Source organism: Kaistia soli DSM 19436 (assembly GCF_900129325.1).
Classification (GTDB): Bacteria; Pseudomonadota; Alphaproteobacteria; order Rhizobiales; family Kaistiaceae; genus Kaistia; species Kaistia soli.
The window spans coordinates 1-13,398 of sequence record NZ_FQUP01000014.1 but is presented as its reverse complement, the minus strand read 5'-3'; the positions used below and the strand labels follow the sequence as shown (position 1 = coordinate 13,398).

The following is a 13,398-nucleotide window of genomic DNA, read 5'->3' as shown; positions in this document are numbered from 1 at the left end:
CGTGAGAAGGCGATCCTGCTGCAGGAAGTCCAGCACCGCGTCGCCAATAGCCTGCAGATCATCGCGAGCGTGCTGATGCAAAGCGCCCGCAAGGTCCAATCCGGGGAGGCGCGCGAGCACCTCCAGAGCGCGCACAACCGCGTCATGTCGATCGCCGCCGTCCAGCGACAGCTCGCGGCATCGGCGTTGGGCGAAGTGGCGTTGAGGCCCTACCTAACCCAGCTCTGCGAAAGCCTGGGCGCCTCGATGATCCGTGATCCCAGGCGGCTGTCGATTTCTGTTCATGCCGACGAGAGCGCCGTTGATGCGCGCGTGTCGGTGAGCCTCGGGTTGATCGTCACCGAACTGGTCATCAATGCACTGAAGCATGCTTTCCCGGGGCGCAGAAAGGGAAGGATTGTCGTCGACTATCGATCTGAGAGTTCGGACTGGATGCTGTCGGTCAGCGATGACGGCATCGGCATTCCGGATGGCGCCGAGGCCCCGCAGCCGGGACTTGGAACCGGCATTGTCGACGCTCTCTCCGGTCAGTTTTACGCGAAGATCCGGATCATCGACACGCAACCGGGGACCTCGATCTGCGTTGGATACGAAGGCTTAGCTGAAGTGGGTCATCCTGCACCACGAGCTGCCTAGGGGAGTTGCCGAGCAACTTCGCCAAACCGAGACACCCATGACAAAGCGAGATGGCGTCGTTCTTATCGTCGAAGACGAGGCCCTCATACGCATGGGCGCAGTGGAGCTGGTTAAATCGGCCGGCTTCGAAGCCCTCGAGGCAAGGGATGCCGACGAAGCGATCCGGCTTCTTGAGGTGCGGACGGATATCCGTCTTGTGTTCACGGATGTCGACATGCCCGGGACGATGGATGGACTCAAGCTGTCCCGCTATATTCGCGAGCGATGGCCGCCGGTGAAGCTGATCGTCGCGTCAGGGAAGGCAATCCTTGATCAGAGCCACCTGCCGGAAGGTGCCCGCTTCTTCCCCAAGCCCTATCTCGAGCACTCCATCGCTCACGCCATCATCCATATGCTGGCTGATTAGCACCGCCACGTGGCGCCGACAGGCCGTCCCCGCGGCCGAAGCCGCGTCGGCGGGCCGGCCGCTCCACCTCTAGCGAGCCCGGCGGTCTCACTTGTTCCGACGCTGCGGAGGCCATGGGCGATAGAAAGGTTCGCCTTCAGCGGGAAACCGTCGCTGCTTCGGGGATCGCATCGTGACGAACGCCAGGGATGCACTTCGAACTCGCGGATAGCGGTCCAAGTGATTGCTGGCGTGAGAGTTCCTGGCCGAGCGGAGCGAACATGCGACGACCGCCGGCCTCCCGATGATGTTCGAGCAACCCGTTCTGGCACGGACGATCGTCGTCCCAGCCGAAATGGTTGAGGATCGGATAGAGGCAGACTCCCTCGACCGGGACGCCCTTAAGGCGCGCCAGCCGGGCCTCATCTCCAACGTAGGCCAGCCAGTCGGGGCGTCGCTCGAACTCGATGCCGGTCTCCGCAATGAAGAGCGGCTTGCCGTACCGGCCATATGTCTCCATCAGCAGACGATGCAGCGGCCGGTAAAGCGGATGGCCGAGATCGATCGGCGGACCCCCGTGGATCCACTGGTTGTTCGAGTAGTAGTTGACGCCGATGATGTCGAGATGGCGGGGCGAGCCGCCGAGCTGCGGCCACAGCGTGCCCCCGATCATGTCCCAGGCCTGGAACTGCGCCTGGCGATGGCCTTCGGCGGCGCCGAACTCATGCGGCCGTCTTGGATCGGTGATTACATTGATGATCGGATCGCAATGGACGAAGCGCGCCCGCGGCTCGATGTCAAGGATGGCGTTGATTGCCTCGATGGCGGCGCGCGCCAGTTGGACCTTAAACTCGAAGCCACGGCCACGAGCAAACGGGTTGATGGAGGCGGCATCGGCGCCACCCCAGGCGGTGAACGAAATCTCATTCACAGGCGCATAGAATGGCACCGCGTCGCTTTCCTCGCGCACGACGCGCGCCGCCGTCGCGGCAAAGTGGACGAAGCGGCGGACGAAATGCGGCCCCAAGGGATCAAGGTCATCCGGCCAGCCATAATGCAGCAAGTCCCAGATCACCTCCGTCCCCGATCGTTGCGCGGCGGCGAGCATTGGCAGGAAGCTTGAAAAGTCGTAGCGGCCCGGCTGCTGCTCGATCCGGTGCCAGCGCAGCCCGTCGCGCACCGTCCGCATGCCAAGGCCGGCCAACTGCTGATAGTCTTCAACGGCGTTGCGGTCGTGCTCGCTCGAGGCGATGATGTCGAGCCGCCGCCCGTTCCGCAGCTTGTGCGTCGAGCATTCGAAGCCGCCCTGGTAGAACGAGCGAAACAGCGCCGGGGCCGGCGCCGCGGCCCGCTCGGCGACGACCTCATCGATCAGCCGCTGCCACTTCTCCACCACGACCGGGACGTCGTAGTCGGCCGCGACCTTGCGGTGGAGCGCGTCGCCGAGTCTTGCCCGCAATTGCGCATCGCCTGCGAGGCGCATGATGGCGGCGGCCGCCGCCGGCGGGTCTTCATGTGGTACGAAAAGCCCCGAGATGCCGTCCTCGATCTGCTCCAAAGCACCGTTGTCCGGCGTCGCGATTACCGCGAGGCGAGCCGCGCCCGCTTCGGCGACGACATGCGGCATGCCCTCGCCCCGCGACAACCAGACGAAGATGTCGAGCGCCGGGAGAATCCTCGGCACATCGTCGCGGTCGCCGAGGAACTGAAGCGTCGTCGGTAGCAGGCCGCGCCGGGCGGCGAGCGATCGCAGGTCCTCGGCATAGTCCGGCATGAAGGCGTCGGGGCCGCCAATGATGAGGAACGATGCCTCCGGCAGCTCGCGATGCACGATCGCCGCGGCCTCGATGAAATCCTCGACGCGCTTTTTGCGATCGAGGCGGCCAACCCAGCCGATCAACGGCCGATCGGCGGCGATGCCAAGCGCCGTCCGCGTTGCATCGCGGCCGGCCGGATTGAATGCCGAAAGCTCAACCATCGAGGGGATGACAAGGGAATGGTGCTCTCGCCCCGGCATATGCGTAGCGGCCGCGTCGCGGATCGATCGGCACACGCCGACATAGAAGTTGGTGAAGTGCTTCGGCCCGGCCAGCGCCTCCGAGACGAGGCCGCCATGTTCAATCAGCGGCGGCCGTAGATGCGCGCGCTCCAGGGCCGGATAGATGTCCGCGACATTTTGCGACGAGATCACGACATCGTATGCGGCCACCTTCTTCGCCAGATAGGCAACCGTATCCTCGAAAGAGAGATCGTAGGGCGTCCGATCGACGTCGATCCCCAGGGCTTCCAACTGCCTATGCGTCTGCTCGGGCATGCCGTCCTTGCGGAAGCACGCCACGACGTCGATGCGATAGCGCGACGGGTCAAGCGCCTTGGCCAGCAGGCGCACTTCGGTCTCCTCGCCGCCGACAACCAGCCAGGCGAAGACAAATAGGATACGGGTCGGCTCGGTCGTCAATCTCGCACCTTGAATACGATCTGCAGGAAATCGGAGCGCTGCTCGACCAGCGTCTTCAAAAAGGCAGGGCCTTCGTCGAACGGAACGATGTTGGTGATCATGTTCTCGCGGATCGCGGCACCATCCGACTGCAGCAGATCGAGCGTCTCCAGCGCCAGTCGACCCCGGTCCCAAGCATGGTTCATGCCGCGCGGCACCCGGTTGATCTGGGCGCAGCGGATGGCGAGACCGTTGTGATGGAATTCCTCGCCCAGCCTGAGCTCGCCGGCGCCGCCCTGGTAGAAGGCGAGGTCGATCACCGTGCCCTGCGGGCGGAGCGCGCGCAGCGCCATGTGCAAGCTGGCGGCATGCGCGCGCGTCTGGAACACCACGTCGGCGCCGCGATCCTCGCCGCCTGAATGCCAGCGCGCCTTGGCATGCTGCCAGGCCTGCTCCTCATCCATTGCCTGCAAGCCGAGGGCCTCGGCGATGCGGCGGCGGACCGGGGACGGATCGGCGATCACGACCTCCGAGGCCCCAGCGCGGCGGGCGAACAGTGCTGTCAGCATCCCCACGGGCCCGGCACCGATCACGAGAACGTTCCGACCGGCGACGCCTTGACCAAGCCGGGTGACGGCGCCGCCGCAGGCCTCGGCATCGGCATGCAGGATGCCGTTCGCGGCGATGGGCCCCATCTGAGCGACGAAGATGCCAAGGATTGGATCGAGCTCTGGGGGCAGCTTCACCAGCACGTCACGGAACGGGTCGGCCGTATGCCCAGTCTTGTGAGCGAAGGTGGTGGCCACGACATCGCCCTCGGAAAAGCCGCCATTTCGGGATTCCGTGACCCGCGCCACTTCCATGTAGCCGAGGAAGGGAACCGGATAGTGTAGCCCCGGCTCGCCGGCGATGAACACGCCACGGTCGCCATCCCAGCGCGAATGGAAATAGGGATTGGTGTGCTTCAGAAAGGTCAACTCCGTGCCGGCCGAGAAGCCGGTATAAAGCGTATCGAGACGCACATGCCCTTCGGCTGGCGGCCCTTCGTCATAGTCGAAGACATAGGCCTCTCCGTGTCTCTCGATGCCCAAAGAACGAATCTGGCGATGGTCTGACATGAGGTATCCTCGGCTGGGCTAGAGAGCGACCGGCTGGCCGGTCTCGGCAGATCGGACGATGGCGAGCGCGATGCGATGCGTGGCCACCGCTTCCGGATAGGGACAGCGGATACGGTTCTCGCCGCCTCGGACTGCGTCGACGAAGTCGCGGTCCTCCCGCCAGACCGGATCGCCCTCGGCTTGGCGCGTCGGACGTCCGGCGCCGACATCGACCATCAGATCGTGGTCGGTGAGTTCGATCGCGAGCCCGTCGCCAAACAGGTGCAGCCCGACCCGGTGGCCCCAGCGCAGCAGACAGGTCGAGCCGATATTGCCGATCGCACCCGAGCTGAACTTCAGGCTCGCCGTGCTTACGGTCGGGACGTCGAGACCGGGAAAGGCCTCGCGCGGCGAATGGCCGGCAAGCCCGAACACCTGCTCGACATCGCCTACGAGATAGCGCGCCAGATCGATGATATGCGTCGTCTGCTCGACCATCTGCCCACCGGAGCGATTGGCCTTCCACCACCATGGCGGCGGCGGCGTCTGGTCGAGCCAGTAGCCCGAGACGAGCCGGGCCGGATTGTCTGCGAGGATGCGGCGGGCCTCCTCGACGGTGTCGAGATAGCGCCAGTGATAGCCGACCGCCGTAGTCAGCCCTGCCGCGCTGGCAGCCTGCTCGATCCCCTCAGCAATGGCGAGATCGAGCGAGACCGGCTTCTCGACGAAGAACGGCAGTCCTTTCGCGATCACCGCGTGCTCGACAACTCCGTGCGCGAAGGGCGGAATGCAGATATAGACCGCATCGAGTTCTGCCTCCTCCAGCATCGTGAGGAAATCGGCGTAGGCCCGGGCGCCGAAACGCTGCGCCGCAGTCTCGGCACGGGCGAAATCGGGATCGGCGAAGGCCGCCAGCGTTACGTCCTCGAACTGCTCGAGCACGCCGAGATGGCGGTTGGCGATGCCGCCGGCACCGATAAAGCCGATACGTGTCTTGGTCATAGCGCGGGGTTCCTTTTGGCCTATTTCGGCGCGCGCCAGCAGCGGCGCATAGATCGCGGCGGTCTCGTCCGCCATGCGGGACGCGCGGAATCGCGTCTCGAAGCGCTGCCGCGCGCCATCGGCAACCGACGCGGCGGCCGGCATGTCATTCACGACCTTAAGGATGGCCGCGGCAAGCGCCTCAGGCTCACGCGGCGGAACGCGATAGGGGTGCTGGTGGCCGAGCGCCTCGTCGGAGCCGCCGATCGCGGTAGCGACGATCGGTAGTCCGGCTGCCATCGCCTCCAGCAAGACCAACGGCAAACCCTCGAATTCCGACGGCAATACGAACAGATCGGCTGCCGCCATCAGGTCCGGCACGTCGTCCCGCTGCCCGAGGAAGCGAACGACGTCCTCTAAGCCAGCTTGTTTGACACCATCCGCGATCGCCGCTTGCCCGGGGCCGTCGCCAACCAGCAGCAAGCGGATGCCAGATCGCGCCCGGCGGACCGTCGGGACAGCGTCGATCAGTGTCTGATGGCCCTTCTGCGCTGTGAAACGCGCGACGACAAGCACGACGATGTCGCTTCCGTCGAGCCCCAGTTCAGCCCGTACGGCCTGCCGGCCTCGCGCCGGGCCCAGCGGATCGATCCCGTTCCGGACAGTCGCGAATGTCGCCGGGTCGAACCCAGCCTCCGCATAGGAGGCGGCCGATGCCTCGGAAACGGTAATGACGCGGTCGACATTGGCGAGGCCGTCGCCATACGCGGCGATCTGCACAGGGTCAGTCAGCACGAAGGGCAGATGCTCCGTCCGGACCACCGGCGCGCCGCTTCGCCGCGCCGCATCAGCCAGACCAATGCCCTCCCAGCCGATGCCGGCATGAATATGAGCGAGGTCGGCATTGCGCGACAGCCACGCTTCGAAAGTGTCGAGACGATCAAGATCGAGCGCCAGCACGCCGAGCCCTAAGGCCGCGGCACGCGACAGCAGAGTGCCGCTCTGCCCCTGTTGCGGGGCGGCAACGACAATGTCGAACCTGTCGGCAAGCGCGACGCCTAACGTCAGCATATGTGCGCCGAGGCCCGACGGATCGCGGCTATCCGTCGCCAGAACCAGGACAGGTTTCACGCTTCCACCGCCGCGGCCTCGCGGACCGTCTGCGTCAGCCGGCGATAGGTGGCGAGCGCCTGCCCGACGACCTGGTCCATGTTGTAGTAGCGATATGTCCCGAGCCGGCCGGCAAAGGTAACATCCCGACATTCGGCGGCGAGGTCAGCATAGCGCCGGTACAACGCCTCGTTCTCTGGCCGCGGGATTGGGTAATAGGGGTCGCCATCAGCCTGCGGCGTCTCGTAGCTGATGCTGGTCTTGCGATGCACCTGCCCCGTGAGGTGCTTGTATTCAGTGGTGCGGGTATATGGAACGGCAGCATCGGGATAGTTGACGACTGCGACCGGCTGGAAGCGCCGCCGGTCCAGCGTCTCGTGCCGGAAAGCGAGGCTGCGATACGGCAGTGCGCCGAAGCGGTGGCCAAAATATTCGTCGATTGGACCGGTGAAGATCGTGTGCGTCGCGATGGTCGGCGACTTCACGTCCTGGTAGTCGACGCCAAGCTCGATGCGGATTCTGTCATGGTCGAGCATATTCTCGAACAAGCGCGTATAGCCGTTAAGTGGCATCGCCTGGAACCGGTCGAGGAAATAGCGGTCATCGACCGTCTCGCGGGTCGGCAGCCGCGCCGCGACGGACTTGTCTAGCTGGCTCGCATCCAGTCCCCATTGCTTGCGCGTATAGCCTTCGAAGAACAGGCGATAGAGTTCCTCGCCGACCTGGGAGACAACCACGTCCCGCGATGTCCGGATCGGATCGATCGTCTCCGCCCGGCTGATGAGGAACGCGCGCATTTCGGCCTCGCTTGAGAGGTCCATGTCGTAGAGCCGATTGATCGTCGTGCGGTTGATCGGCATCGGTAGCAGCCTCTCGCCGAGAGCGACTAGCACCCGATGCTCGTAGGGCCGCCATTCGGTGAAGCGCGATAGATAGGCGACGACCGCTTCGCTGTTACTGTGGAAAATGTGCGGCCCATAGCGGTGGACGAGAATTCCGGCCTCGTCGAGATGGTCATACGCATTCCCACCCACGTGTGGGCGGCGATCGCATAGAAGCACGCGCTTGCCCGCGTCGGCGGCCAGGCGTTCCGCCAGCACCGAGCCGGCAAAGCCGGCGCCGACGACCAGCACATCATAAGGCGGCCTGCGCGCACCCACCAAAGGAGCCGGGAATGACGGCGGCGGCAACCCTGGTTTCTGGCGGTCGACGGCTTCGGTCAACAGAGCATCCATGCGTTGGAACGTCGCGTCCCACGATCCTCCGGCCAGCTTGGCATCCACTTCGGGCAACCATTCCGCAGGTTTGTCGGCGAGGTGGAGTGCGTCCTCGCATCCGGCGACGAAGGCCGCGGCGTCCCCGCCGATGCAGACGCCGGCAAGGTCGCCATAGCTGCGGACGACGTCGGCAACCGGCGTCGAGACAACGGGTTTGCCGGCGGCGAGATATTCCGGCGTCTTGGTTGGGCTTATGAACCGCGTCGCTTCGTTAATCGCGAACGGCATCAGTGCGACATCCCAGCCGGCTAGATAAGCCGGCAAATCTTCATAGGGTCTGGCGCCCAAATAGTGGATATTCGGCGCCCGGGGCAGGTCCTCAGCCCGGAGCTTGGCGACCGGGCCTACCATGACAAGCGACCAGTCGGGCCGCGCCGCAGCGATGCTCGCGATCAGGTCGAGGTCGAGCCGCTCGTCGATAACGCCGTAATAGCCGAGCAGCCGGCCGGGGATGGCGGCGAGATCGGGCGCTGCCGGCAAGCCGGATCGCGCCTTGCCAAAATGGTCAAGATCGACGCTGGAGGGGAACGGATGAATATTGTCGTGCCGGTGATGCTTCGCCTCATAGAGGCTCTGGCCACCGGTAAAGACGACATCGGCGCGCTCGATGAGCTCGGCCTCCAGAGCCTGCAGCTGCGGTGGCGCGAAGCGGAAATTCGCCAGCTCGTCCATGCAGTCATAGACGACAGCTGAAGGTTCGACATGGCGCACCATGCCGAACATCATCGGCGTGTAGAACCAGAGCACCGGCTTCGAGATGCGGTTTAGCTTCAGCAGCATGTCGAACAGCCGAGCCAGTGCCGTCTCGCGGTCCGCTTCGTTCCACCAGTGCGGCACGCGCGGTCGCACGGCGACCACCTCGGTGCCGTCGAAAGCGTGGTATTCGAGATAAGGGAGGTGATGATCGGTCGGAATATACTCCTCGAAGAAGAAGACTCGGCGGTTCCCGGCAAAGCGCTGCATTAGATGCTGGGGGCGTTGCAGAACGAAGTCCCAACGAAGATGCGACAGGCAGATCAAGGGCGGCTCAGTATCCGGGGAATTGGCGACGACAACGTCCGATGCCTTGATCAATGCTGTCATTGTTGCGTTCCTAATCGCTCAAGGACGAAGGGAAATCTGGCCGCAGGAAGACCCTGCGCGGAGCGGCGCATCAGCGGCACAATCGAAATTGAATTGGCGGGTCTTGCAGCCGAACCAGGAGCTACCGCAATGACCGCTTGATGGCCGGCGAGGCTCCGGGCTCGCGGCGGAAATAAGCGTCAAGTCTTTGGATCGAGTGCGGCCATGACCATCGTTCGATGACCGTCTTCCGCGGTGTAAATTCTGCCAGCCGGTCCAGGGCCTGTAGAATTCCAGAGTGAAACGTCTCGGAGTCCGAAACGATCCCGGTCTCAGGAAGAATATACTGGAGGCCGCATTTCAGGCGGCTGTTGGCCACCACTGGAAGGCCAGCCAGCATGTACTCGGTCAGGATCGCGGGAGCGCCGTCGTCGATCCCGCAGACGACTCCGATCCTGGCTTGGTTCATCAGCCGGTTGACTTCATCATGCGTCACCCCGGGCGGCCCGATGAAATCGACGTCGAGGCACCGGGAGGCCGCTTCCAGCCTCAGGGCGTCGCCAAGCTCGCCATATCCCATCACGCAAAGCGCTCTAAGCCGGCGGGGCGCGCGCTCGAGCGCGTCGAACAAGATGTCGTGCCGCTTGTACGGCTGAGCTGCGGCGACATAGACGATGTCGTAGTGCTTCTCCCCGGCGATCGGGAAGAACATTTCAGGCGCAGCGAATTCTGGTCCAATCGGCAGTATTTCGGTCGGCATGCCGGGCAACCGAGCTGCGATCTCATCCGACTGCCATTGCGCGCCGGTCAGCACGAGGTCGAAATGGCGGGCGACGGCATCGGGAACGCGAAGCGGCGGCGCGTCGATCGAATTGTATACAATAATGCTGTCCCGACAGGCTTCGAGGATTTGCTCGGAAACGCCGAGGCCCCAGATGCAGATGATCGCCGGAGCCCCGAACTTGCGGATAAATTCGACAGCATCGTCCGAATGGAAAGGCGGTCGGTCGTCGTCGAGCCTGAAGCGACGGCGCGTCAGAAACGGATCATCCGTCGGGTGCGCCCGCGATGCGGCTCGATCGCTCCAATCCCAGATCTCGGCGAAGTCTACATAGCCGGCGCGGATCGCGGCGCGCGGCAGTCGTTCGAGATAACCGCCGACGACCCTGAGCACATCACGATGCACTGTCGGCGCGACGGTCGCCGGCAGAGTACTGGAGGAAGCTTCTGCCCCATGGCTGCGATCCACGAAATCGCTGATGACGACGATGCCACTTGCCATTGGCAATTCGTTCATGGTTGCGCCGATCGGATCAGCCGGCCCGCGCCGGTTCTGCGGGCTGTACCTCGGGCGCCTGGTCTCCCGACTTGGTCGCATCCAGCATTTCGCCGGCCCTGTCCGCAGCGCGCTGATAGATCTCGGAAACCTGTTCCTTGCCCTCGGCATAGACAGTGCGGGTAACGTCGCCCGCCTTGGCGCGGAGCGTATCGGCTGCTTCGCCGAACGCTTCGTCCTCCTGCCTTGTATGTGGAAGGGCTGCGGCGATCGCTGCACCGACCGCGAAGGCCAGCGCTCCGCCGACCAGTGGCTGGTCGTGCAGGCTACCGAGCAACGTGTTGCCCGACTGCCTAGCCTGCTGGCCGATTTGGCGGGCCACATCGCTAACGTTTGCCTGCACGGCATCCCTGCCGGCTGCCATGGAGCTGGCTGCCTTGCCGACACCGTCGCTGGCGCTGTCCCAGGCATCGGACAGCCAGTCGGAGGCCGCATCCAGCACACTGCCGGCCTGGTCGCCCATCGTCTGGATGCGTTCGCCGGCCGCGTCCTTGAATCCCCGGAAGCTGGCGCCGGACTCGTCGATGAAATCGCCGGCGCGCTCGCCGCCGTTGCCCGTCAGAGCGCGGTACTTGCGCCCGGTGTCATCGGCGAATTCGCTGTAGCTGCGGCCGTCATCCGCCATGGAGCGACCGACCAGGCGGACACGGCCATTGACGATGGCGTACCGATGTTCCTGGCGAGACTCCGCCTCAGAGCCTCGGCCGGACGGCGCCGCGATGTCCGTCGACACGCTGCCCCCCGAGGCGGCCACCGTCGAACCCTGCTTCGCCATCAGCCAAGCGAGGCTAATGCCCATCAGCGCCACCGGCAGCGGATTGCTCGACACGCTGCGACCAAGATTGGAAACGAATTCGCTGCCCGGGCCGCTCTTTGTGTAGTTCAGCAGTTCGTCAATCAGCTGTCCCGGCGACAGCCGATCCTGGATCTCGCCGATGGTCGTCTCGACGCGCGTGCGTTGCGCTTCGACTTCCTGGGCGAGTTCCCCGGACGTCTTTGCATGAGTAACGGACATCAGAGCTTCTCCTTGATGAGGGCGGCGTCGCGTCCGAGCGACCGCGTGGTACGATCGAGGGTGAGGCTCCCTCCCTTGAGGCGATCAATTCCCCGCGAAACGAACATCCAGGCCAGAAGGCCAACGACGATCGCGACGATTGCTGCTGCGGCGCCGTTGGCGGTCAGGTCCGACATGCCCTGCTCGACAAGGATGGCGGCGATGCCAGTGACGAGTGCGGCCAGAACGACGCCAAGCGCGCCAACGGCCAGCACGGCGCCGATGACCACGAGAGTCAGGGCACCAGACACCTGACTGATCTTTTCGGAGGTTTCAGTCTTGGCGAGCTCGATTTCCTTCCGGAGAAGGCTCGAGATGTTGCTGGCGAGATCGCCCACCAGTTGGACGAGCGGGCGTGCATCCGATTCTTGCGCCATCAGACCTCTCCGCGCTCGAGTGATCGCTGTTCGGGGTCAGACGTGCTAAGCGTCGGGACGGCTTGCGAGCCGCTCCGTTCGCCAGTCCTTGTCCGTTCCGCAGAGCTCAGCATGAAGCGGCTCGCTACGAAGCCTGCAAGCGCTGCTGCTCCAAGGAAGGCCAGGGGCTGCTGGCGGCCGAAGTCCTGTACCAGGCCGACGATCTCGTCGACATTGCGTGATTTGACGCTGTTCGACGCCTGCTTCAAACCGTCCGCCAGGTCGCGGGCATAGTCCGCGACCATCGGGCTGGTGTTGACTTCGAGCGTGTCGGCAACCGAAGCGATTGCATCCGCGACATTGCCGAGTTGGTCGCTTGCCACATCCTTTCGATCCGCTGCGAAGGATTTCGCCTCGTCACCGACCTTTTCAAGCACGTCCTGGGCCTGCTCTTTGGCGGCGGCCAACTGCTCGGCTCCCTCGCGCTTAATGGCGGACATGGCGTCGGACACACCATCGGCATTCGCGGCATTGCCGCCAACACCATCAAGATCATTGCCTGGCGCTTGGATATTCCCGCGATCGTCCATTTGATTCTCCACCGACGCATCAACTGGTCGCCGACCAAAGTATTTCTTGGCCGACAGCGTCATAATTTGGGTAATACAATCCGGTCGCGCTGCTGATCTGCGCTGATCGGAAGTTCCTATGGACCGGTAAAGGTTTATCGGGTTGGTTCGTTCCGGATCTCGAAAAAGAACGGCCGAGTCGGGAGACTTCACTTCGCCGTCCACAACGGTTTCGGCACAATCCGTGTGGTGGAGCGCAAATGCAATTGGGCGGGTCCATCCGCCGTCGCGATCCCCCCTCGCCGTCATCCAGTCTAGCAGAAATGAGATCTGCCTCTTAATCCAGGTTAAGATCAAACCGAGATGAACAAGATACAATACTGCTGCCGCGTAAGACCACGCACCTTGTTGTGCAGTAGATTTATGGGTCGTGAAATCTTTATCGCGCCGGGCGATCGGCTCGCGGCAGTTCGATATTTCCGGAGGTAGTTCCATGTTCCTGAGGGTGAACAAGCTGCAGGTCGACCTGCCTGCGCCGAAGAGACCAGATCCAAATGCAGCTGCAGCTTTGCAGGAACTGCTGGGTGGCAAGTATGGCGAGATGTCGACGCTCGGGAATTACATGTTCCAGAGCTTCAATTTCCGCAGCAAGGACAAGTTGAAGCCGTTTTATTCGCTCGTCGCGAGTATCACGGCCGAAGAGCTCGGCCATGTCGAACTGGTCAGCAACGGCGTCGCGATGCTGAACAACGGGCCCGACAATGACGGTGACGAGGCGGACGGCGGCGACATCTCCGGCGCGCCGTTCGAAGACATGAAGGACATCCGGCTGGCTGCGGCGTTTCTCTCGAATGGCGGCGGTGCCACCCCCGTCAGCAGCAATGGCGCGAGCTGGAACAACGACTTCATCACGACCACCGGAAATGTGATCGTCGATCTCCTCCACAATTTCCATCTCGAATGCGGCGCGCGCCTTCACAAGCTTCGCGTCTATGAGACACTGACGGATCCGACCGGCCGCGAGGTCTGCGGCTATCTCCTCGTCCGCGGATCGGTGCATGCGCATGCCTATGCGCTGGCGCTGAAGAAGGTCACCGG

The 13,398-nt window shown here is 63.7% G+C and carries 9 protein-coding genes and 1 pseudogene; 3 read left to right on the top strand and 7 right to left on the bottom strand.

The window, feature by feature from the left end; translation table 11 throughout:
- Nucleotides 1-636 (top strand): sensor histidine kinase (locus BUB39_RS24940; protein WP_139251627.1); only part of this gene is annotated, 636 nt, incomplete at its 5' end.
- 37 nt (nt 637-673) lie between these two features.
- Entirely contained in the window at nt 674-1,042 is a 369-nt protein-coding gene (locus tag BUB39_RS24935) for a response regulator (RefSeq protein WP_073058769.1), read from the top strand.
- Nucleotides 1,043-1,178: 136 nt separating this feature from the next.
- Here BUB39_RS24935 and BUB39_RS24930 read toward each other — a convergent pair whose 3' ends face one another.
- From BUB39_RS24930 to BUB39_RS25350, 7 genes and pseudogenes are all read right to left on the bottom strand, one after another.
- Entirely contained in the window at nt 1,179-3,479 is a 2,301-nt protein-coding gene (locus BUB39_RS24930) for a glycosyltransferase family 4 protein (RefSeq protein ID WP_073058768.1), read from the bottom strand.
- Nucleotides 3,476-6,667: pseudogene (locus tag BUB39_RS24925) on the bottom strand (glycosyltransferase). The gene BUB39_RS24930 and the pseudogene BUB39_RS24925 overlap by 4 nt, the downstream one beginning before the upstream one ends.
- Nucleotides 6,664-8,886: a UDP-galactopyranose mutase gene (gene glf, locus BUB39_RS24920; RefSeq protein ID WP_084527990.1), complete on the bottom strand. Its 2,223-nt coding sequence runs from the start codon at nt 8,884-8,886 to the stop codon at nt 6,664-6,666. Before glf ends, BUB39_RS24925 begins: the two are co-directional and overlap by 4 nt.
- Before the next feature lie 241 nt (nt 8,887-9,127).
- Nucleotides 9,128-10,267, bottom strand: coding sequence for a glycosyltransferase (locus BUB39_RS24915; RefSeq protein ID WP_084527988.1), 1,140 nt, complete (start codon nt 10,265-10,267; stop codon nt 9,128-9,130).
- Between the two features lie 31 nt (nt 10,268-10,298).
- Nucleotides 10,299-11,336, bottom strand: coding sequence for a DUF3618 domain-containing protein (locus BUB39_RS24910; RefSeq protein WP_073058766.1), 1,038 nt, complete (start codon nt 11,334-11,336; stop codon nt 10,299-10,301).
- The gene (locus BUB39_RS24905; RefSeq protein ID WP_073058765.1) at nt 11,336-11,752 is read right to left on the bottom strand and encodes a phage holin family protein; all 417 of its coding nucleotides are present in this window, start codon (nt 11,750-11,752) and stop codon (nt 11,336-11,338) included. Before BUB39_RS24905 ends, BUB39_RS24910 begins: the two co-directional genes overlap by 1 nt.
- Nucleotides 11,752-12,795: a hypothetical protein gene (locus tag BUB39_RS25350; protein ID WP_139251626.1), complete on the bottom strand. Its 1,044-nt coding sequence runs from the start codon at nt 12,793-12,795 to the stop codon at nt 11,752-11,754. Before BUB39_RS25350 ends, BUB39_RS24905 begins: the two co-directional genes overlap by 1 nt.
- Between BUB39_RS25350 and BUB39_RS24895 the strand changes: the two genes are divergently transcribed.
- Nucleotides 12,794-13,398: manganese catalase family protein (locus BUB39_RS24895; protein ID WP_073058763.1), on the top strand; the 605-nt coding region annotated here is incomplete at its 3' end. The two genes, BUB39_RS25350 and BUB39_RS24895, sit on opposite strands and share 2 nt — an antisense overlap.